A 20,995-nucleotide genomic window follows, 5' to 3' on the forward strand; every position below is an offset into this window, starting at 1 on the left:
GCATGCCCAAAGCTGGCGCGGATTTCGACTCTTGTCGGCGGGTCCGGGGCAAACAACGACACCGGCCGGCCACCGAGATGCTCGATGGCCGGCCGGCGAACGCCTGTCGATCAGGGGCGGCCCATGCCCCGGTACTCCCATCCGGCCTGGGTCCAGAGCGCCGAGTCGAGGCAGTTTCGACCGTCGACCACCTTGCGGCCGTTGACCAACTCACCGAGCGCGACCGGGTCGGCGTTGCGGAAGTCGGCCCACTCGGTGAGGACGCACACCAGGTCGGCGCCGGTGACCGCCTCGTTGATGCCGGTCTCGTAGGTCAACTCCGGCACCGCACGGCGGGCGTTCTCGGTGCCCTGCGGGTCGTACACGTGCACCTCGGCGCCGGCCTTGTGCAGCAGTGCGGCGACGGCGAGCGCCGGAGCGTCGCGGACGTCGTCGGTGTTGGGCTTGAAGGTCGCACCGAGCACGGCGATCCGGGTGCCGGAGAAGTCCGGACCGGCCGGACCGGAGCGGCGGCCGAGCAGATCCGCGGCGAGCTGCAACACCCGGGTACGACGGCGCAGGTTGATCAGGTCGACCTCGTGCAGGAAGCGCAGCGCCTCGCCGGCACCCAACTCCTGGGCGCGGGCCTGGAAGGCCCGGATGTCCTTGGGCAGACAGGCGCCACCGAAGCCGAGGCCGGACTGGAGGAACCGGTTGCCGATCCGTGGGTCGTAACCGATCGCGCGGGCCAGTTGGGTGACGTCGCCGCCGGAGGCCTCGCAGACCTCGGCCATCGCGTTGATGAACGAGATCTTGGTGGCCAGGAAGGCGTTCGCGGCGACCTTGACCAGCTCGGCGGTGGCGAAGTCGGTGACCACCAGCGGCACCTCGCGGTCCTCGGTGGCGGCCAGGTCGAACACGCCCTTGTGCGCGGCGTAGAGCATGCCGTTGGCCCACTCGCTCTTGACGCCGACCACGATCCGGTTGGGGCGCAGGACGTCGTCGACGGCGAAGCCCTCCTGGAGGAACTCGGGGCTCCACGCCACCTCGACGCCCAGGTCGAGGCGGGTGTGCTTGCCGACCAGCTGCTCCACCCACTCGGCGGTGCCGACCGGCACCGTGGACTTGCCGACGATCAGCGCCTTGCGGGTCAGGTGCTGCGCGAGGCTGGTGACCGACGCCTCGACGTACGACAGGTCGGCGCCCATCCCGTCGGCCCGCTGCGGGGTGCCGACGCAGATGAAGTGCACGTCACCGAAGTCGGCGGTCTCGGCGATGTCGGTGCTGAAGCGGAGGCGGCCGGCGGCGAGGTTGCGCCGCAGCAGCTCGTCCAGGCCGGGCTCGTGGATCGGCACCTGCCCGGCGTTCAGCATCGCGATCTTGTCGGCGTCGACGTCGAACCCGAGCACGTCGTAGCCCAGTTCGGCGTAGCAGATGGCGTACGTCGCACCGAGGTAACCAGTCCCCAGGAACGTCACCCGCGGCCGAGGCGCGCCCGAGGGCGGTGTCACCGCGGCGATGGCGGGGGTCGGCTGGATGGTGGGGTAGGGGATCGTCACGCCTGTCTTCTCCGCTCGCACTGGCGGCGCGTCGTCGCGTCGCATTCTGCTGCGGCGCCTGGCGGGGCACCGGAGGGGTGGCTCACTGTTGTCCTCCATCATTGCCCAGCGGCCTGGGTGCACCCTCATGCCCATACCTACGCGCCGGTAACATCACTTGAACTGCAGTCGCTAGTCTTCAGTCTGCGCGGTCGGCGGTCCGGAGTCGTCAGAGACTGCGCATGATAGCGGTGAAGGGGAGGGGCCAACATGGCCGCAGGCGAGTCGTTCGACGTCTACCAGTTGCCCGAGGAGCACCAGGCGATCCGGGAGGCCGCACGTGCCGTCTGCACGGCGAAGGTCGCCCCGCACGCCACCGAGGCAGACGAGACCGGGGAGTTCCCCAAGGCGTCCTACGAGGCGCTGCGGGCCGCCGACTTCCACGCCCCGCACATCCCCGAGGAGTACGGCGGTGCCGGCGCCGACGCGCTGGCCACCGCCATCGTGATCGAGGAGGTGGCCCGCGCCTGCGCGTCCTCCTCGCTGATCCCCGCGGTGAACAAACTCGGCACGATGCCGCTGTTGTTGTCCGGTTCCGAGGAGATCAAGCGCCGCTACCTGACGCCTGTCGCCTCCGGTGCGGCGATGTTCTCGTACTGCCTCTCCGAGCCCGAGGCGGGCAGCGACGCCGCGTCGATGACGACCCGCGCGGTTCGTGACGGGGATCACTGGGTGCTCAACGGCGTGAAGCGGTGGATCACCAATGCGGGCGTGTCCGAGTTCTACACCGTCTTCGCCGTCACCGACCCGACCGCCCGCTCCCGGGGTATCTCGGCCTTCGTGGTCGAGAAGTCCGATCCCGGTGTGAGCTTCGGCGCACCCGAGAAGAAGCTCGGCATCAAGGGCTCGCCCACCCGCGAGGTCTACCTCGACAACGTGCGGATCCCCGCCGACCGGATGATCGGCGCGGAGGGCACCGGCTTCGCCACCGCCATGAAGACCCTGGACCACACCCGGGTCACCATCGCCGCGCAGGCCGTCGGGATCGCGCAGGGCGCGCTCGACTACGCCAAGGGGTACGTGGCCGAGCGTCGACAGTTCGGCAAGGCGGTCGCCGAGTTCCAGGGCGTCCAGTTCATGCTCGCCGACATGGGCATGAAGCTGGAGGCCGCCCGACAACTCACCTACGCGGCGGCCGGCAAGTCCGAGCGCGGCGACGCCGACCTGACCTACTTCGGCGCGGCGGCCAAGTGCTTCGCCTCCGACGCCGCCATGGAGATCACCACGGACGCGGTGCAGTTGCTGGGCGGCTACGGCTACACGCGGGACTACCCCGTCGAGCGGATGATGCGCGACGCCAAGATCACCCAGATCTACGAGGGTACGAACCAGGTCCAGCGGATCGTCATGGCGCGGGAGCTGCTAAAGGGCTGATCGAGATCGGCCAGACGAAAATCCAAGCTGTTCTGGAACCGCTGCGCCCGGTCGCCGGACCGGGCGCGGATCGCAACAGTGTCTGTCGGCTTCTACGGCGGTGCGAGTCTGCGCCTCTGTGGTCAGGGCGACACAATGCGTACATGACGTATCACGATGAGCGGGTGCCTGATCATCTGCTGGTCAGGATCGAGCAGCGGGACGACCCGGTGTCGGAGCTCTCCGAGGACGACGCCCGGGAGCGATCATTTGCCTATCCGACGCTGATGTGGGGTCTGCCGGTCTTCGGTTTCGTCGAGCAGGTCGACGGTCGGTGGCGGCTGCTCCAGCTCGGTGACGATGAGCCCCAGCATGCCCGCGACGGCCTTGCGTCGCACTTCCGGAAGCTGCACAGCGCGCTGCCGGAGACCGCCGAGCACGCGACCGAGAGAGCGGCGTACGAGGCGGTGTACGAGCTGCTCGACTGGGAGCCGCTCGACGAGCTCACCGTCAACGGCCGCCGCTACCGGATCATCCGCGCCCAGCCGTTCATCCGGATGGGCCCGGACGGGCCGGAGCCGCCTCGGCCCACCGACCCGGACCCCTACCCGCCGGGCCAGGCGGAGCGGGGCAACTCGCCGATGGAGGGGTTCGTCATCGACCCGGCCGCGGGTACCGGGCTCACCGACGGGCTGGTCCGGATGGAGATGATTTCGGGCTACCTGCAGACCGACGTCGTCGGCGAGGATGTCCGCGCCGACTCCCGCCTCGCGGTGAGCACCCATCCCAACGTGGTTCTCCTCCCGGTCGAGTACACCATCGGGGCGTATGTCGACGGCGGTTGGCGACCCCGAACGGCGGCTACCTATCCGACGCCGCAGGCGGCACGGGACGCGGGTTCCTTCTCCGTGGGTTCCTTCGCCCCGGGCGAGAATGCCCCGATCGAGGAGGTCATGGCGGCGTACGAGCGTGCGCGGGCCGCGCACCGGCCGCCGTCCACAGACGACTTCGAGGTGCAGGGCGTGCCGTGCCGGGTGACCCGGGTCGAGACCTTCGTCCGGGTTGGACCGGACGGGCCGGAAGGGCCGCGCCCCTCGGACCTCGATTCGTATCCACCGCCCGCCCGGCAGGTCCACGATCTCCGTGAGCAGGGTCTGATGCCCGACCCGGACTGATCCGACCCGGTGGGAATTGGCGGCCCGCGCAGTGCACGCGCTGGGACGGGTAGCCCTCCCTGCTCTGCGTCCGGTTCTCGGACCGGGCGAGGATCGCGACGTGCGGAGGCTCAGCTCAGCCGATGCGGCCGACGCCGCCGAACAGGTAGACCTCCGGCTCGTCGGACTCGGGGTGGGGACGCCAGCGCGAGCACGTGACGACGCCGGGCTCCAGCAGATCCAATCCGTCGAAGAAGCGTTCGAGCTCCGTCTTCGTCCTGGCGCGGATCGGCGTGCCGCCGCGCTCGGTGGTTTCCCGCATCACGCGCAGCATCGGCTCGCCGTGGATCTCCGCGGTGGAGTGGGTGAGCACCAGGTGGCTGCCGGTGGGCAGTGCCCGCACCAGCTGCGCGACGGAGCCGTACGCCACGTCGTCGTCCATGAGGTGGTTGACGACGCCGAGGAGCATGAGCCCGATTGGCTGCGAGAAGTCGAGCGTCTGTCGCGCGGACGCGAGTATCGTGTCCGGCTGCCGCAGATCGGCTTCGACGTAGTCGCAGCTGCCTTCGGGCGCGCTGGTCAGGAGCGCACGCGCATGCGCCATGACGAGGGGGTCGTTGTCGATGTAGACCACCCGGCAGTGCGGGTCGAGGGCCTGCGCGACCTCGTGGGTGTTGTCCGCCGAGGGGAGGCCGGTGCCGACGTCGAGGAACTGACGGATGCCGGCATCCTCGACGAGGAACCGGACCACGCGCTTGAGGAACGCGCGCTCGGACTTGGCCCCGATGGGGATATCCGGGATGTGTGCGATCACCTCGTCGCCGGCGGCCCGGTCGACCGCGAAGTGGTCCTTGCCGCCGAGCCAGTAGTTCCAGATCCGCGCCGAGTGCGGAACCGTGGTGTCCAGTTTGGAGCCCGACGGGAACTCCCGGTCCTCGGTCATGAGGGCATTCTTCCGCACGGAAGGCTCGGTGACACAAGTGGGGCGGCGGTCCGAAGGCCCGGCGAGTTCCAATCGGGTGCCCGGACCTCCGCACATTTGGGCGTATCCGCCGCTGTACTGGAACCCGTACGCCGACACCGCCCAAAGAGCAGTGGCGCCACGCCGTCACTCGGCTGTCGGCCCGGCGAGCTGGCGCATCAGCACCGCGTACCCGCGTCCCGATTCGGTGAAGCCGATCCTTCGGTACAGCGCCAGCGCCGGTTGGTTGGTGTCGCTCACCTGGAGTCGCAGTCGGCGGAAGCCCGATGATCGTGCCCGGTGCACGGCGCGCAATATCATCGCGGTAGCCAGGCCCTGGCGGCGCCAGGAAGGTCGGGTGCCGAGGCAGTGCAATATCGCTGTCGGTTCGTCCGCGTCGTCGTCGGTCAACGCGAACAGGAAGGCCGCGACCGGGTTCTCGTCCTGGTCCTCCTCGGCGAGCAGCAGGCAGGAGAGGTCGGGCAGGAACTGCGGGTGTGCGATGGCGTGTTGTGGCCACGTGCGTTGGTCCGGCCGGACGGCCGCCGGGCTCTGGGCGTAGGCCTCGTTGTGGGCCAGCCGCGCGAGTTCCTGGTAGCGCTCGTCGACGGGCTCCAGCGCCAGGCCGGGCGGCAGCCCCACGGTGGGTGGCAGCTCCGGCACCGTCAGGACGAGGTCTCGTTCGTGCCGGACCAGCGTGAAGCCGTTCTCGGTCAGCAGCCGGAAGCCGGTGCTGTCGTTCTCGGCGCACCGGGTGCCGAGAACGGCCGCCTGGGTCGGCCCTCCGGCCCGCCGCAACTGCTCGGCCTGGTCGACGAGCCACCGATGTAGCTCCGCGCGGCCGTCGCCCGCCAGCTCGGGGTGTGCCACACCCGTCAGCCGGATCCGGAGTACGCCGTCCGCCACCCCCATGTCCGCGACTTCCGCGTACGCGGCGACGGCCCCCTGGCCGTCCAGGCCGACACGGGTGTGCCGAGCGAGGTCCGGGCCGAGTCCCGCCAGGCGCGTGCGGACGTTCTCGGCGTGTTGGTCCAGGCCGACCGGTGCGATCGCCTCGGCGTGCCGGAAGAGAGCTGCCAGCGGCACGGCATCCTCTGGTGTCGCCGGGATCCAGGTGAGGACCTTCATCGACGGCATCCTATCCGCGTCGCGTTCAGGGCCGGGATCGGCCGCCGGCTATCGGTCGAGCACTGCGGGACATCGAGTGCCTAGGATCTTCTGCATGCCCGGATATCGCGACTTTCAGTCAGGCCTGAGATTCCTGCCGACGCTGGTCATCGCCCCCGACGGCACCCAGATCGCGTACGTTGACGACCGGAACGGCCAGTTCAACCTGGTCACGCAATCGTTGTCGGATGGCGGGACGCGTCGGTTGACCGCCAGCACCGACTCGACAGTCCGTCGGGTTGCCTGGCACCCCAGCGGCGAGTGGCTGTTGTTCCTGGCCGATGACCACGGGAACGAGAACACGCAGTTGCACCGGATTGCCGCCGAGGGTGGGGACCCGGTGCGGCTGACCGACACACCGGACGTGCAGTTCGCCGCGGCCGAGGGTGATCCGTTCTCTCCGGACGGCAGGTTCGTCGCCTACTGCGGCAACGATCGGACGCCGGCCGACCAGGACGTGCTGGTCCTCGATCTGGCGTCCGGCGAGGTACGCCGGGTGTACGACGGCGGTGGGCGGACGTACCCCGGCTACTGGTCTCCCGACGGGACCAGGCTCACCGTCGCCGAGTGGAGGACCACCAACAGCGACCACCTGGTGTACGTCGCGTCCCTGGATGGCGCCGAGCCGCGTTCGCTGACGTCGCCGGACGGTGTGGCGACGTACTGGTTGGGCCCGTGGCTGCCGGACGGCAGCGGTTTCCTGGTCCTGTCGAACGCCGACCGGGAGTTCACCGGTCTGGCGGTGATGGACGCGGACACCGGTGCCCTCACCTGGCTGGACACCCCGGACTGGGATGTGCAGGAGGTTGCCCTCTCCGGTGACGGGCGGGTGCTGGTGTGGAACGTCAACGTCGACGGCTTCTGCCAGCTGCGCGGCCGTGACCTCGGCACCGGTGCCGACCTCCGGATGCCGGACCTGCCCGCCGGGGCGGCGACCGGCCTCACCGTCTCCGCGGACGGGCGCTTCGTCGTGCTGCGGTTCTCTACCGCGACCCAGCCGTGGAACATCCTCCTGATCGACCTCAAGACCGGAGAACTCCGGTGGCTCAGCGACGCCCGGCCGGTCGCGGCCGACCCTGCCACCTTCGTCGAGCCGACGTTGGTCCGCTATCCGGCAGGCGACGGCCGCCGGATTCCCGGCTACCTCTACCGTCCCGAGCACCGTGAGCCAGCCGGAGTCCTGATCTCGGTCCACGGTGGTCCGGCCTGGCAGGAGTTGCCGGTCTACATGTACGACGGCTTCTACCAGTACCTCCTCGCGCACCGGATCGGCGTCTTCGCCCCGAACATCCGCGGCTCCCTCGGATACGGCCGCGCCTACTCCGACCTGGTGAACCGGGACTGGGGCGGCGGAGATCTGACGGACCTCGCCGACGCGGTCGCCTTCCTGCGCACCCAGGAGTGGGTCGATCCCGCCCGGATCGGGGTCATGGGCGCCTCGTACGGCGGGTTCGCCGTGCTGTCCTGCCTGAGCCGGCTGCCCGAGGTGAACTGGGCGGCCGGCGTGGACCTGTACGGACCGAGCAACCTCGTCACTCTGGCGAAGGCGTCGCCGCCGACGTGGCGGTCACTCGTGGCGGCGGTGATCGGCGACCCGGAGGCGGATGCGGACCGGCTGATGGCCCGCTCACCGGTGACCCACGCGGACCAGATCCGGGCCCCGTTGCTTGTCATCCAGGGGGCCAACGATCCCCGGGTGCCCCAGCGGGAGAGCGATCAGATCGTGGAGCGGCTGCGGTCGCGTGGCGTGGATGTGCGGTACGAGATCTTCGAGGACGAGGGGCACGGCTTGCTCCGCCGCGAGAATCAGGCCAAGGCCTTCGCGGACGCGGGCGAGTTTCTGGTCAAGCATCTCGGTAACTGACGCTGGAATGGTCGGCCGACGGTCGCCCCTCGCACCGGAGGGGCGACCGTCGGCCGACCGGGTCATCCGGTGTGACCCGCACGCACTCGGAATAGCCCGCGGACGCATCGAGGGCCGTCGTCGTGCGTGAGCCGGCTCAGTTCTCCGGCGCGCACCAGTCGCAGCCCGTCGCCAGGCTGGCGGCGGACGGTGATGCCGGCGAGGTCGGGGCCGCCTGCGGAGCGGAGACGGTCAGAGCCATGGCGAAAGCAGCTACCACGGCAGCGATACGCTTCCTCAAAACTGGTCTCCTATGCCGATGTGTCGATGGACAGCAGGATCGTAACGTCTATGCCGCATTCGTGGTGTCCATTGCTGCCGGCCAGGTCAATCACCGCCGCCGAAGAGATCGCGAACGGTTCGCCGCACGAACGATTCCACGATCGAGGGCGTTGGCTGCCGGACCAGCCGCAGTGCCTCGTCGAGCGTCGCCCGCGCCTGCGGGATCCGGCCCGCCCGGTGCTGGCAGATGCCGAGTCCGCGCAGCGCCTGGGCCTGCCCGTGCCGGTCTCCCAGCACGGCGGTGATCGTCAGGACGTGGTCGAACAGCGGCGCCGCCTGCTCGTGCCGGCCCGCCGCCAAGAGGCGCATACCCTGCCAGAACAGCGCTTGCCCGCGTCCCATCGGCGGGGCGCCGATCGTGTCGTACAACGCGATTGATTCATCGAGGTGCGTCTTGGCGCCCTCCTGGTCGCCGAGATCCAGGTAGGCCTGCCCCATGCCGCGCAGGACGAAGGCGGCACCGCCGACGTCGGTGTCCCGCAGGCCGGTCAGCGCCGACGAGTACCGTTCCAGCGCCGCGCCCGGCTGGCCCCGGAAACGCGACACCATGGCGAGGTACGCATCCACGACCGCCACCCCGTGCAGGTCACCCACCTTGTCGAAGATTCGCCTGGCTCGCTGGAAGTGGTCGTCGGCGCTGTCGAATTCCTGGCGGTCGACTGTCAACATCCCCAGTCGGTAGGAGATCGCCGCCTGTCCCCGGATGTCGTCCGCCGCCAGTGCGCTCTCCCAGGCGACATCGAGGACGTGCTGCCAGTCGTCGTACTGCCGGCGCATCGGGAACAGCGGGGACGCGGTGCAGGCGAGATCCCAGGCCGTCTCGCCAAGCCCGTCCCGAGCCGCACGTTTGATGAGCGACACGATGGTGGGGCGTTCCACGTCGAACCATCCGAGCAGGTCGGTCGCCGACGATCCGACGAGAAGCTCGTCGACCTCCCATCGTGGGGTCCCGCCCCGCATGGTGAGGGTGCGGCCGCCGTACAGGGTGTGGAGGAGCCGCTCGATGATGCTCAGCGCGGCACCGAAGGCCCGACCACGTGCCGCGCCCAGCTCACCGGGACTGGCTTCCGACAACGCCCGCTCCCTGCCGAAGAGGCGTACGAGGTCGTGCAGGCGGTAGCGGGGCTGACCGGCCGGATAGTGGCCGGAGAAGTCCAGCAGCTGGGCGTCGATGAGCTGCTCCAGCAACTCCTGGGCCCGATCGGCGGTCGTGTCGAGCAGCGCCGCGGCGAGCCAGTCGCTGACCTCGGCGATCTCGATGTCACCGAGTCGGCGCAGCAGCGTCCGCGCCGCCGGGCTGAGCACCTGGTAGCTGAGTGCGAGGCTGGCACGGACGTCGAGGTGACCGTGCGAGAGCCGGTCCAGTCGGCTGCGCTCGTCGTCGAGCATCTGCACGAGCCGGTCGACGGTCCAGTGTGGTTTCGCGGCCAGTTTCGCGCCGACGATCCGGATCGCCAGCGGCAGGTACGCGCAGCGGCTGAGCAGGGCGGTGGCGGACGCCTCGTCGAGCACCGCGTCGGGCCCGGCGATCCGGGACAGCAGGAGCGCCGCATCCGTCGCATCCATCACGGTGAGCGCCACGGTCTGGGCGCCGAGGATGGCACCCAGCCGGGCGCGGCTGGTGACCAGGACGCCGCACGACGTGCCGCCGGGGATGAGGGCCGACAGTTGGTCGTCGGCGGCGGCGTTGTCCAACAGGACCAACAGCCGCCGGTCGGCGAGCAGGTCCCGGTAGAGGTCCATCCGCTCGTCCAGGGTCGCGGGTAGGTGCAGCCCGTCGACGCCGAGGGCGCGAAGGAACCGACCCAGCACCTCGTACGGGGTCAGGCCCCGGTCGCTGTCCGCACCGCGCAGGTTGACGTAGAGCTGTCCGTCCGGAAAGGAGCTGGCCAGCCGGTGCGCGACGTGGATGGAGAACGCGGTCTTGCCGACGCCGGCCGGCCCGGAGACCACCGCGATCCGGGCGCCGGCGCCCGGACGGAGCAGGATCTTCTCGATCCTGGTCAGCTCCGGCTGCCGTCCGGAGAAGTCGGCGATGTCGGCGGGCAGGTGCCGCGGCGTGCTGAGTTGGAACCCGGCTGGCGAGCCGCTGCGCTGCCCGTCCGGTGGGTGCGGCGGCGGGGTGGAGGCCACCGCCGTGCCGCTGCCGTCGGTGCCCGGCTGGTCGTCGGTGCCCCGCAGCACGGCGAGGTGGATCGCCTGTAGCTCGGCGGACGGGTCGGTGCCCAGTTCGTCCCGCAACCACCGCCGCCAGCGGTCGAACGACGTCAGCGCCTCGGGGCCCCGCCCCGACCGGGTCAGGGCGCGCATCATCTGACCGGCCAGCCGCTCCCGGGTCGGATGCCGGCCGGCCAACTCGACGACCTCGTCGACGATGTCCCGGTGGTTGCCGAGCCGTAGCTCGACGTCGAAGAGGTCCTCGGTCGCGGTCAGGCGCAATGCCTCCAGGCCCCGGGTCAGGTCCGCCTGCCCCTCGTCTGGCAGCCACCCGCCGAGGATCGGTCCGCGCCAGAGGGCCAACGCCGACCGGAGGATCGACCGTGCCTCGTCGTCGGAGCCCCGCGTCCGCTGATCGCTGACCAGGTTCTTGAACAGCTGGGCGTCGACCTGCTCGGGTGGAACCCGCAGGAGGTAACCACCGCCTGTGGTTTCCAGCAGCACGGCCGGGTCGGGTTGCTCGGCCAGGTCGAGGATCGCGCGGACCTCGGACAACCGGGTCTGGAGCACCGCCCGTGCTCGCCTCGGCGGTCGCTCACCCCACAGTAGATCGACCAGCCGGTCGCCGGTGACCAGTTGGTTCGCCTCCAGCGCGAGGATCCCCAGGAGCACCCGTTGCTGACGCCGAGCGAACTGGAGCGAAACGCCGTGGTTCCACACCTCGACCGGGCCCAGGACCCGAAGCTCCACCACGACCTTCCCGATGCCCATGGCTGTCGATCTGACGTGTTTCGGTGCTGGGAAGAATACGGGAAGGATTCGGCATGGGCGGTCCGTGATTCTTCTACCAACCGATACGGGGGCGGTTGGTCGGCCGGCAGCGCAGCGAAGGACGAGGCCGACCAGCCGACCGGTTGCTGAACGACGGGGGCGTGCGAAACGCGGGTTGTGGAGATGCGCCAGGACGGCGAGGACACGCCGGTGATGGGTCATCGGACGGGGGCGGCCGAGCTGGTGAAGATGCTGCTGATGTTCTTGTCGACGGTCCTCTCGGCAAGGTGAGGCGCGGCAGCGACCGCGGAGTTCGTACGCCCCTCGACGACCAGCGCGAGCACGTCGACGGCATCACCGGGGTCGGCTACCGGTCGGGTCCGGTTTCACTGGCAGGTCGCAGAGGGCAACCCCGCAGGCTGTACGCGAGCAGACCGGTCACCGCCAGGGTGGCGGCGCAGACCGTGGCGGCGGTGGTGCCGGCGGGTTGGATCAGCCAGCCGGCGACCTGCATCCGCAGGTCCGTGCTGGGGTCCATGAGGGGCAGGACCGCGACGAGGGTCCAGGTCAGCGGGGAGATCCACGACAGGGCGGCACCGAACAGGGCGGCACCGAGGGCGGTGAGCCCGAGGAGCCCCGTGATGTTGCGCAACACCAGGGCGAACGGTTCGTAGCGCGCGTCGGTGACCGTGCTGAGGGTGAGCAGGGCGGTGATCGTGGCGGCGGCGAGCAGCAGGTGCCCGGCACGTCGGAGCGGCCAGTTGACCGCCGCCGTGCGGTCGAGGGCGTCGTCGGTACCGCTGAGGGTGCTGCCGGCCGCGACCACCGCCAGCATGATGACGAGGCTGGCCGTGCGGGCGTTGATGGTCGTCGCGTCGGTGTAGGCCAGCGACAGGGCCCACGCCAACGCGGCGAGCGCGGTCGCGGTGGTCAGCGCGACGGGGACCCGGCGGGAGCGGAGGTAGAGCTGAAGCCACCTCACGGCTGGTCCTCGGGCAGGACCGCCGCGAGGCCGTCGCCCTGGCAGGCCAGCGCCGCCTCGCGTGCCGCTGCCATCCGACGCCGTTGCTCGGCCTCCGGGAGACTCACCAGCGCCTGGTACGCGTTCACCAGCCCCTCCATCTCGATGGGGTCCCAGCCGGGCTGTGGGGCCGGTGGTCGACCGGTCAGCCAGGCGGCGGCGACGATCCGGGCCCGGTACTCGTCGCCCTGAACCGACTGGTCGGCGCACTCCTGCTGCCAGGCGGCCTCGAGCAGGGCCGGCAGGAAGTAGTCGCCGGACAAGTCGGCGTGCCCGAGGCGGTCGATCGTGGGGGTGTCGAAGACGACCGTGTCGGCGGAGTGCGGTGCCGGTGCCGTGCTCGGATCCAGCCGAGCCCAGTAGGTGACCCGCTGGGTCTGCACCGCCCGCACGGGCGCGTTGGGCAGCTTGGCCGCCATCATGGCGAGAGCCTGCCGGGCCGGGCCGACGACGGCGGGCAGCAACTCGGCGTGCACCCGCGTCACGCAGACCTGCGGGCCGGCGTTGTCACAGACCAGCTCGATGGCGACCGGGTCGACGACCGCCGCCCCGCGGGTACCGCCGACGGGCAGGAGCGGCACGGCCACCGCGGCGCCGAGCACCGCCGGGAGTACGGCCAGCGCCGTGGCGCGGCGGCGGACCGTGCCCAACAGCAGCAGCCCGGTGGCGGCGAGCGCCACCAGCCACAGCGTCTGGAGCGCGCTCACCCGCGGCACGATCGTCTGGAAGTCGTCGAGTCCGCTGATGACCGGGACGAGCAGTAGCGCCGAGGGTTCGGGTAGGAAGACCGGCGCGTCGGGAGCGGGCTGCGACATGAGCTCGGGGAGGAGCCCGAGCAGGGCGAACCCGGCCACCGCGACGACGGGTGCGGTGATCACCCGGGGTACGGCCCGGCCGGCGGCCATGCCCAGCCAGCCGGCGGCGATCAGTGCCGGAACACCGACGGCGGCGACGACGATGGCGGCGCTCGGGAAGTAGTGCGCCGTCGGCACCACCCAGCCGGCCGCGACGAGACACACAAGGGTGTACGCGGCCACCACCGTGATCGCGAGCGCGCTGGCGGTCACCGTGGTGCGGTGCCAGCGGGGTCGGGCGGTGCTGGTGAACAACTCGCCGACCCGGTGACGGGCGTCGCGTCGACCCAGCCACGCCCCACCGGCGAGCGCCAGCGGCAGCAGCGCCACGAGTATCGACCGGGCGATGACCGCCAGTTGCATCCACCGGCCGGCGAAGAACTGGGTGGACGTGAGCAGCAGCGACACGCCGCTCACCAGCAACAGCAGCGCGACGCCCAGGGCCGCCGACCGGCGTAGCTCGATGCGCAGGATTCGTCCGGTCATGCCGGCACCTGCTCTCGGTGGGAGCGCAGCAGCGCCGAGTAGCCGCGTTCGGTGGCGCTGTCGCCCGCGTCGCCGGTGCCGCCCTGCTGGGCCAGCTGCCCGGTGGTGCCCTGCCACACCAGGCGACCCTCGTGGACCAGCACCACGTCGGTGCAGGCCACCGCGACGTCCTCGACCAGGTGGGTGGAGACGAGCACGCAGCTGTCCAGACCGATCTCGCGCAACAGCTCGCGGAAGTCGAGGCGCTGCTCCGGGTCCAGGCCGACCGTCGGCTCGTCGAGCAGCAGCACCTCCGGGTCGTTGACGATCGCCTGGGCGATGCCCGCCCGGCGCAGCATCCCGCCGGAGAGCGTCTTCATCCGGGCGTCGGCGCGGTCGGCGAGGCCGACCCGTTCGACGGCCCGTTGCACCGCGCCCGGGATGACCGTCTTCGGCATCTCCTTGAGCCAGGCCATGTACTCGACGAACTCCCGGACGGTGAAGCGCGGGTAGCAGCCGAAGTGCTGCGGCAGGTAGCCCAGGCCACGGCGTACCCGACGGAGGTCGGCCTTGGCGGTGATGTCCTCGCCGAGCAGGCTCAGCCGGCCACCGGCGGGCTTCACCACCGTGGCGAGTGCGCGCATCAACGTCGTCTTGCCGGCGCCGTTGGGGCCGAGCAACCCGTGTACGCCGGTGCCCAACGCCAGGTCCAGCCCGTTGACCGCCAGGTGCCGGCCGGCGCGGACCTGCAACCCCTCGGTCTGTACCGCCCACGGATAGGTGGACGGCGTGGTCTCCGCCACGCTGACCATACGCATCATTACTTCTCCATTCGGTTCGTGGTTCGTGTCGTCAGCTGTCACGACGTGCGGGAAAGCCCTCCGAACGGACGTCGTCGGGCCCGGACGAGCACCACGGCCACCAGTGCCACGGTGCTCGCGGCCCACCAGGGCGAGCTGCTGTCCGCGAGGACGGCCGGGAGTCGCCCGCCGGCCAGACTCGGTGCCACGACACCCGCGGACCAGGTGAGAGCCAGTACGGCGGCCGCGCGGTCGACCCCCACCAGCCCGCCCAGCGCCAGGGCCCCGGCGGTGAAACCCAGGGCCGGCAGCAGCCAGAGACTCGGGGAGTGCCCGGTGCCCCAGCCCGCCACGGCCAGCACCGGGATGACTGCCACGAGGACCGCCAAGGTGCGGCGCAGCAGCAGCGCCAACCCGGTCCGGGGCATGGTGGCCGTCAGTTCCCAGGCGGGGTCGAGTCGCCGGCTCCAGAGCGCGGCCACCGGCAGCAGCGGTGTCATCGGCGCGACGAGCAGCACCAGCGACGGCAGGTTGTCGAAGGTCGTCTCGAAGAGCACCGCGACCAGCATCAGGCCGGCGGCGGTGGCCAGCCACGGCAGGATCCGGGCGGCGACCCCGGCCCGCCGCAGTCGCCGGCGGCGCACCGGAGCGGGGCCGGTGGCGATGCCGGTGGCGATGCCGTCGGCCACCCGGTCCAGCAGGTCGCGGGTGGCGGGGTCGGTCGCGTCGGCGAGGACCGCCCGGCAGGCGGCGCAGGACTCCAGGTGCGCCTCGACCGCCCAGATGGTCGTGTCGTCGACGCCGCGACCGCCCGAGGCGTACGCGGAGATCAGTGTGGGGTTGGGATGAGTGGTCATGACAGCGCCTCCCGCAGCGCGATTCGGGCCCGCCGCGCGCGGGTCTTCACGGTTCCTTCCGGCATGCCGAGCAGCAGCGAGGTCTCCCGCACGGTCAGTCCGTCGAGGACCATCGCGCGCAGCACCTGACGCAACTCCGCAGGCAGGGCCTGTAGGGCCCGCTCCAGGTTGGCGTCCAACCCGCCGGCCAGCGCCTCTTCCTCGGCCGCCGGAGCCACGGTGTCGTAGGTCTGCACCGACGGGATCCGTTCCCTGCGGGCCCGGTGGCGGAACGCGTCGATCAGCCGGTGGGCGGCGATCGTCCACAACCAGCCCACCGCGCTGCCGGAGGTCGCGGACCGCGCCTGGCTGCCGGCCGACCGCCACACCGCCAGGTACGTCTCCTGCAACACCTCGGCCACCACGTCCTCGTCGGCGCAACGCCGACGCAGCCGCGCGGTCAACCACGGGGCGGTACGCCGGTACAGGGCGTCGAAGGCACGCCGGTCGCCACGGCCGACGCGGCGGAGCAACTCGGCCTCGTCGAGGCCGTCCAGACTTCGTCTCACGACAGGCAAGACGACGCGGACCTCCCTCCCGGTTCTGGTGCGACTGTGACCCCGGTCACAGCTTGGTCCGGGTCCGGGGCGGACCAGCGGGGCGTGACTCCCCCCACAGCGGGAACGTCGTACGGCTTCTGGACGTTGGCGAGCGACAGGATCACCACCGGGTGATCGACTCGTCCGGCCACCCCCACCACGACCCCTGCCTCGTCACAGTCTCGCCGCCCCGTGACGACGCACAAGCTTCCGCAGAGAGATCGAGATGATGAGGCAGTTGGTGGACAAGACCGGAGCCGGCACCCGCGCGGACAACCCGGGCACGACCGAGGACATGCTGCCCGGTGACCTGATGACCAACCGGCAGCGGGCGCAACTCGTCCTCGTGCTGGGTGCGTTGATCGCCATCGGGCCGTTGACCATCGACATGTACCTGCCCGCGCTGCCCGCCATCACGGCAGGGCTGCAGACCACCGAGACCGCGGTGCAGTTGACGCTGACCGGCACGCTTGCCGGCCTCGCGCTCGGTCAGTTGCTGATCGGGCCGCTCTCCGACGTGGTCGGGCGGCGTCTGCCGCTGCTCGCCGGGCTGGCCGCGCACATCGTGGCTTCCGTGCTGTGCGTCTTCGCGCCCAGCATCGCCGTGCTCGGTGCGCTGCGCGTCCTGCAGGGGCTGGGCGTGGCGGCCGCCACCGTGGTCGCGACCGCCGTCGTCCGCGACCTGTTCAGCGGTGCCTCCTTCGCCCGGATCTTCTCCCGGCTGATGCTCGTCATGGGCCTGGCGCCCATCCTCGCGCCGACCCTGGGCAGCGGCCTGCTGGGCTGGACCGACTGGCGGGGTGTCTTCGCGGCGCTGGCGGTGCTTGGCGCGTTGCTGATCGTCGTGGCCGCGCTCCGGCTCCCGGAGACCCTCCCGGTGACGCGTCGGCGGCACGGGGGAGTCGGTGCCACCCTGCGCGACTACCGGGGGCTGCTCAACGACCGGGCGTTCGTCGGTCTGGTGCTTGTCGCCGGGCTGGCGATGGCGGCCCTGTTCGCGTACGTCTCCGGGTCGTCGTTCGTGCTCCAGCGGGAGTACGGCCTCGACGAGCAGCAGTTCGGCCTGGCCTTCGGCGCGGGCGCCGTCGGGCTGATCGGGGCCACCCAGTTCAACGTCCGGTTGCTGCGCCGCTACAGCCCGCAGCAGATCCTGGTCAGCGCCCTGCTCGCCGGCACGGCGGCGGGGCTGTTGCTCGTCCTGTTCGCGGCGACCGGCTTCGGTGGCCTAGGCACCCTGCTCGCGGCACTGTGGCTGGTCCTGGCCGCGGCCGGCCTGGCCCTGCCCAACGCGCCGGCGCTGGCCATGAGCCGACACAGCGAGGCCGCGGGCACCGCCGCGGCGCTGCTCGGCGCGGTGCAGTTCGGTGTCGGCGCACTCTCGGCACCCCTGGCGGGCCTGTTCGGCGCCGGGAGCGTACCGATGGCTGTCGTCATCGCCGGTGGCATGGCCGCCGCGCTGACGGTCATGCTCCTGGTCGTGCCCCGCGCCGGCCTCGGCACGGTCGACCCCGACCTGGCGGTCGCCCTGCACTAACCAGGCGGGCGGGCCGGTTGCCCGGCCCGCCCGACGATCAGCGGATCTCCGTGGTGTTGTCCTCCGGGCGCGGTTGGCCGCGCGGTGGGGCGGACCAGGGTGACTCGCCACCCACCCGGCGCGGCAACGGCTCGGTCGGTGTCGAGTCGGCCGGGTAACCCAGAGTGAGCGGCGCGGTGTCGCGTTCCGCGGGCGCGGGGGACGGCCAGTCGGTCAACGTGAAGTCGTCGTTGCGGGGGGTGGTCTCCGGTGCCGGGGCCGGCGGCACGGCCGACTCGGTGGCCGGGCGCGGCCACTGCCGCCACCGCTGCACGCTGAAGGTCGCCATCAGCAGCAGCAGGCCGATCAGGAAGAGCGTGCCGTTCTCCACGGGCAGCCGCAACGGCAACGGATCGCCGGCCACCTTCCACCCGTGCGGGATCGCGTCCCGGACCGTGAAGGGCGCCACGAACATCCCGACGTACGGGCTGACCAGCAGCAACCCGGCCACCAGTGGGCCGAGCGGCGAGAAGCGCAGCGTGCCGAGCAGGCCCAGCAGGACGCCGCCGACACCGAGGTACACGGCTGGCTCGATCAGGTTGGCGGTGTTGAACGTGCCGGTCTCCACCCAGCGGTCGACCGTCCGGCTCGACCCGTCCTGCCCCAGTGTGACGAGCACCCAGGTGATGGGCGCCACCACCAGCCCGGCGAGGAAGCTCCAGAGATGTCGCATCCGCGCACCGTACCGTTTTCGACATGACTGAGCACCTCTCCGCCCCACCGATCGGCAAGCCGACGTCGTACTCGCGCGTCACGCTGAGCAAGATCATGACTGCCGTGGACGTGAACCTCTACGGCACCGTGCACGGCGGGGTTCTGATGAAGTTCGTCGACGACGTGGCAGGGGCCGCGGCTGCCCGGCACAGCGGCGGGACGGCCGTGACCGCGGCGATCGACGAGATCGTCTTCTCCGAGGCGGTCCGGGTCGGCGACCTGGTGCACGCGCACGCGCAGGTGAACTGGACCGGCCAGACCTCGATGGAGGTGGGCGTGCGGGTGGTCGCCGAGCGCTGGGACTCGGCCGAGGACGCGCCGGTCCGGGTGGCCACCGCGTACCTGGTCTTCGTCGGTGTGGACGTCGGCGGGGCCCCGCGGGTGGTCCGCCCGGTGCTGCCGGAGACGGCGGAGGACGAGCGCCGGTACAAGGAGGCCGAGATCCGTCGCGCGCACCGCCTCGCCCGCCGCCGCGCCATCCAGGCCCACCGCGCCGGCTGACCCACACGAGGTACCGGGCTGGAGTGTGGGGCGGGCACGCATCGGTTGCCGTACCCCGGTGCGCAGAATGGCGCTTCGAGGTAGGGCAAGATGGCGCCACGGCCACGCACAGTGTCGTGCCGGGCCGGGGGAGGGTGGAGCAGTGGGTGACATGCTGTGGGCGCCGCCGGCGGACGTACGCGAGCGGTCCCGCATCGGCGACTACCTGCGCTGGCTGCGGGAGCACCGCGGGCTGGACTTCGCCGACTACGACGCGCTGTGGCGCTGGTCGGTCACCGACCTGGACGGGTTCTGGCGCTCGATCTGGGACCACTTCGAGGTGATCGCGCACACCCCGCCGACCGCCACCCTCGCCGAGCGGGGGATGCCCGGGGCGCGCTGGTTCCCCGGTGCCACGCTCAACTACGCGCAGAACGTGCTGCGGATGCCGGGGCGCGCCGACGACGACCCGGTGGTGATCGCGCACGGGCAGACCCGCGCGCCGGTCACGCTGACCGCCGGGGAGTTGCGCGAGCAGGTCCGCCGGGTGTCGGCCGGGCTGCGCCGGCTCGGTGTCACCGCCGGTGACCGGGTGGCGGCGTACGCCCCGAACATCGCCGAGACGTACGTCCTCCTGCTGGCCACCGCCAGTCTGGGGGCGATCTTCTCGTCCTGCGCGCCGGAGTTCGGCACCCGCAGCGTTACCGACCGCTGGCAGCAGATCGAGCCGACAGTCCTGGTCGCCGTGGACGGCTACCGGTACGGCGACAAGCCGGTGGACCGGCGCGCCGAGGTCGCCGCGATCCGGGCCGCCCTGCCGTCGCTGCGGCACACCGTCAGCATCGGCTACCTCGATCCGGCCGGCCCCGTGCCCGAGGGCGCGCTGAGCTGGGCCGAGCTGGCCGCGCCCACCGACGAGCCGTCGACGTTCACGCCGGTGCCGTTCGACCACCCGCTGTACGTGCTCTACTCCTCCGGCACCACCGGGCTGCCCAAGCCGATCGTGCACGGCCACGGGGGCATCCTGCTGGAGCACCTGAAGATGCTCGCCCTGCACCACGACCTGGGCCCGGCCGACCGGTTCTTCTGGTTCACCACCACCGGCTGGATGATGTGGAACTTCCTGGTCTCCGGCCCGGCCGTGGGCGCGACAATCGTGCTCTTCGACGGCAACCCGGCGGTCCGGGCGGAACCTGGCCGGCCGGCTGAACCGGACCTGGGTGGGTTGTGGCGGCTGGCGGCCGAGACCGGCACCACCTATTTCGGCACCTCCGCGCCGTTCCTGCTGGCCTGCCGCAAGGCCGGCCTGGTGCCCCGCGAGATCGCCGACCTGTCCGCGCTGCGCGGGGTGGGTTCCACCGGTGCGCCGCTGCCCGCCGAGGGCTTCGGATGGGTGTACGACACCGTCGGCGGGCAGGTGCAGCTCCAGTCGCTGTCCGGCGGCACCGACGTGTGCACCGGGTTCGTCGGCGGGGTGCCGCTGCTGCCGGTGTACGCCGGTGAGATCGCCTGCCGGGCGCTGGGCGCCAAGGTGGAGGCCCGCTCCGCCGACGGCACACCGGTCATCGGCGAGCTGGGCGAGCTGGTCATCACCGAGCCGATGCCGAGCATGCCCGTGGGTTTCTGGAACGACCCGGACGGCACCCGCTACTTCGAGGCGTACTTCGACGTCTACCCGGGCGTCTGGCGGCACGGCGACTGGATCACCATCAACGAGCGGGGCGGCTGCGTGATCACCGGCCGCTCCGACGCCACCCTCAACCGAGGTGGGGTGCGGCTGGGCACCGCCGAGTTCTACTCCGTGGTCGAGGGGCTGGACGAGGTGGTCGACTCGGTCGTCGTCCACCTGGAGGACGACGAGGGCGGCGCCGGTGAGCTACTGCTCTTTGTGGTGCTGGCCGACGGCCTGGAGCTGGACGACCCGATGCGCGCGAAGATTAGCCGTGAACTGCGCACCGCCCTGTCTCCCCGGCACGTGCCCGACGAGATCCACCAGGTACGCGCGGTGCCCCGCACCCTGTCGGCGAAGAAGCTGGAGGTCCCGGTCAAGAAGATCCTGACGGGCACCCCGGTCGACGAGGCAGCGGCCAAGGGCGCCCTGGCCAACCCCGAGTCCCTGACCGCCTTCGCCGCCCTGGCCCAGTCCCGAACCCCCACCCCCTAACAGCCCGCCCTCCCGCCCCGGCCCCCGCCGCCCACCCTCCCGCCCTCCCGCCCTCCCGCCCGCGTCGATCAAGGAGTTGTGGTGCCTCGCAAAAGGGGCATAGGCGCAGCAGTTGCCCACCACAACTCCATGATCGACGGGGTGGGGTGGGGTGGGGCGGGGTG

At 71.3% G+C, this 20,995-nt stretch carries 16 protein-coding genes; 6 read left to right on the top strand and 10 right to left on the bottom strand.

The window, feature by feature from the left end:
* Nucleotides 1–110: 110 nt before the first annotated feature.
* A complete protein-coding gene (locus AB0B14_RS30670; RefSeq protein ID WP_357079022.1) occupies nt 111–1,538 on the bottom strand; it encodes a UDP-glucose/GDP-mannose dehydrogenase family protein in 1,428 nt (475 codons plus the stop codon).
* A 249-nt stretch (nt 1,539–1,787) separates the two neighbouring features.
* Here AB0B14_RS30670 and AB0B14_RS30675 point away from each other — a divergent pair, with 249 nt between their 5' ends.
* Both AB0B14_RS30675 and AB0B14_RS30680 read left to right on the top strand, forming a co-directional pair.
* Nucleotides 1,788–2,951, top strand: coding sequence for an acyl-CoA dehydrogenase family protein (locus AB0B14_RS30675; protein WP_357079025.1), 1,164 nt, complete (start codon nt 1,788–1,790; stop codon nt 2,949–2,951).
* 143 nt (nt 2,952–3,094) lie between these two features.
* Nucleotides 3,095–4,105 (top strand): DUF5954 family protein, encoded by a 1,011-nt coding sequence (locus tag AB0B14_RS30680; RefSeq protein WP_357525589.1) that lies wholly within the window; start codon nt 3,095–3,097, stop codon nt 4,103–4,105.
* Between the two features lie 115 nt (nt 4,106–4,220).
* Here the strand turns inward: AB0B14_RS30680 and AB0B14_RS30685 are convergent, their stop codons facing one another.
* A complete protein-coding gene (locus AB0B14_RS30685; RefSeq protein ID WP_357525591.1) occupies nt 4,221–5,027 on the bottom strand; it encodes an SAM-dependent methyltransferase in 807 nt (268 codons plus the stop codon).
* A 165-nt stretch (nt 5,028–5,192) separates the two neighbouring features.
* Nucleotides 5,193–6,173, bottom strand: a complete 981-nt coding sequence (locus tag AB0B14_RS30690; protein ID WP_357525593.1) for a GNAT family N-acetyltransferase — start codon at nt 6,171–6,173, stop codon at nt 5,193–5,195.
* 94 nt (nt 6,174–6,267) lie between these two features.
* On the opposite strand from AB0B14_RS30690, the gene AB0B14_RS30695 reads away from it, so the two are divergent.
* A complete protein-coding gene (locus tag AB0B14_RS30695; RefSeq protein ID WP_357079059.1) occupies nt 6,268–8,076 on the top strand; it encodes a S9 family peptidase in 1,809 nt (602 codons plus the stop codon).
* A 366-nt stretch (nt 8,077–8,442) separates the two neighbouring features.
* Here AB0B14_RS30695 and AB0B14_RS30700 read toward each other — a convergent pair whose 3' ends face one another.
* The 6 genes from AB0B14_RS30700 to AB0B14_RS30725 all read right to left on the bottom strand — a co-directional run bounded on the left by AB0B14_RS30700 (nt 8,443) and on the right by AB0B14_RS30725 (nt 15,870).
* On the bottom strand, nt 8,443–11,325 hold the full coding sequence (locus AB0B14_RS30700; protein WP_357525595.1) for a BTAD domain-containing putative transcriptional regulator: 2,883 nt from the start codon (nt 11,323–11,325) through the stop codon (nt 8,443–8,445).
* 367 nt (nt 11,326–11,692) lie between these two features.
* Nucleotides 11,693–12,307, bottom strand: a complete 615-nt coding sequence (locus AB0B14_RS30705; RefSeq protein WP_357525597.1) for a hypothetical protein — start codon at nt 12,305–12,307, stop codon at nt 11,693–11,695.
* On the bottom strand, nt 12,304–13,686 hold the full coding sequence (locus AB0B14_RS30710; RefSeq protein ID WP_357525599.1) for a hypothetical protein: 1,383 nt from the start codon (nt 13,684–13,686) through the stop codon (nt 12,304–12,306). The genes AB0B14_RS30705 and AB0B14_RS30710 overlap by 4 nt, the downstream gene beginning before the upstream one ends.
* Complete coding sequence (locus AB0B14_RS30715) at nt 13,683–14,483, bottom strand: ABC transporter ATP-binding protein (RefSeq protein WP_357525611.1); 801 nt, start codon at nt 14,481–14,483, stop codon at nt 13,683–13,685. Before AB0B14_RS30715 ends, AB0B14_RS30710 begins: the two co-directional genes overlap by 4 nt.
* A gap of 41 nt (nt 14,484–14,524) precedes the next feature.
* The gene (locus AB0B14_RS30720) at nt 14,525–15,322 is read right to left on the bottom strand and encodes a zf-HC2 domain-containing protein (protein WP_357525601.1); all 798 of its coding nucleotides are present in this window, start codon (nt 15,320–15,322) and stop codon (nt 14,525–14,527) included.
* Nucleotides 15,319–15,870 (bottom strand): RNA polymerase sigma factor, encoded by a 552-nt coding sequence (locus AB0B14_RS30725; RefSeq protein WP_357525603.1) that lies wholly within the window; start codon nt 15,868–15,870, stop codon nt 15,319–15,321. The genes AB0B14_RS30720 and AB0B14_RS30725 overlap by 4 nt, the downstream gene beginning before the upstream one ends.
* A gap of 343 nt (nt 15,871–16,213) precedes the next feature.
* Between AB0B14_RS30725 and AB0B14_RS30730 the strand changes: the two genes are divergently transcribed.
* Nucleotides 16,214–17,434, top strand: a complete 1,221-nt coding sequence (locus AB0B14_RS30730) for a multidrug effflux MFS transporter (RefSeq protein WP_357079099.1) — start codon at nt 16,214–16,216, stop codon at nt 17,432–17,434.
* Between the two features lie 37 nt (nt 17,435–17,471).
* Here the strand turns inward: AB0B14_RS30730 and AB0B14_RS30735 are convergent, their stop codons facing one another.
* Nucleotides 17,472–18,146 (bottom strand): hypothetical protein, encoded by a 675-nt coding sequence (locus AB0B14_RS30735; protein ID WP_357079080.1) that lies wholly within the window; start codon nt 18,144–18,146, stop codon nt 17,472–17,474.
* A gap of 23 nt (nt 18,147–18,169) precedes the next feature.
* Here AB0B14_RS30735 and AB0B14_RS30740 point away from each other — a divergent pair, with 23 nt between their 5' ends.
* Nucleotides 18,170–18,688 (top strand): hotdog domain-containing protein, encoded by a 519-nt coding sequence (locus AB0B14_RS30740; RefSeq protein ID WP_272615560.1) that lies wholly within the window; start codon nt 18,170–18,172, stop codon nt 18,686–18,688.
* Nucleotides 18,689–18,830: 142 nt separating this feature from the next.
* On the top strand, nt 18,831–20,831 hold the full coding sequence (locus AB0B14_RS30745; protein ID WP_357525605.1) for an acetoacetate--CoA ligase: 2,001 nt from the start codon (nt 18,831–18,833) through the stop codon (nt 20,829–20,831).
* The last annotated feature ends 164 nt before the right edge of the window (nt 20,832–20,995 follow it).

Source organism: Micromonospora sp. NPDC049171 (assembly GCF_040648275.1).
GTDB lineage: Bacteria > Actinomycetota > Actinomycetes > Mycobacteriales > Micromonosporaceae > Micromonospora.

Coding starts and splice junctions, on each gene's coding strand:
- AB0B14_RS30675 (WP_357079025.1), top strand. CDS start 1,788: ATGGCCGCAGGCGAGTCGTTCGACGTCTACCAGTTGCCCGAGGAGCAC.
- AB0B14_RS30680 (WP_357525589.1), top strand. CDS start 3,095: ATGACGTATCACGATGAGCGGGTGCCTGATCATCTGCTGGTCAGGATC.
- AB0B14_RS30685 (WP_357525591.1), bottom strand. CDS start 5,027: ATGACCGAGGACCGGGAGTTCCCGTCGGGCTCCAAACTGGACACCACG.
- AB0B14_RS30690 (WP_357525593.1), bottom strand. CDS start 6,173: ATGAAGGTCCTCACCTGGATCCCGGCGACACCAGAGGATGCCGTGCCG.
- AB0B14_RS30695 (WP_357079059.1), top strand. CDS start 6,268: ATGCCCGGATATCGCGACTTTCAGTCAGGCCTGAGATTCCTGCCGACG.
- AB0B14_RS30700 (WP_357525595.1), bottom strand. CDS start 11,325: ATGGGCATCGGGAAGGTCGTGGTGGAGCTTCGGGTCCTGGGCCCGGTC.
- AB0B14_RS30710 (WP_357525599.1), bottom strand. CDS start 13,686: ATGACCGGACGAATCCTGCGCATCGAGCTACGCCGGTCGGCGGCCCTG.
- AB0B14_RS30715 (WP_357525611.1), bottom strand. CDS start 14,483: ATGCGTATGGTCAGCGTGGCGGAGACCACGCCGTCCACCTATCCGTGG.
- AB0B14_RS30720 (WP_357525601.1), bottom strand. CDS start 15,322: ATGACCACTCATCCCAACCCCACACTGATCTCCGCGTACGCCTCGGGC.
- AB0B14_RS30730 (WP_357079099.1), top strand. CDS start 16,214: ATGACCAACCGGCAGCGGGCGCAACTCGTCCTCGTGCTGGGTGCGTTG.
- AB0B14_RS30735 (WP_357079080.1), bottom strand. CDS start 18,146: ATGCGACATCTCTGGAGCTTCCTCGCCGGGCTGGTGGTGGCGCCCATC.
- AB0B14_RS30740 (WP_272615560.1), top strand. CDS start 18,170: ATGACTGAGCACCTCTCCGCCCCACCGATCGGCAAGCCGACGTCGTAC.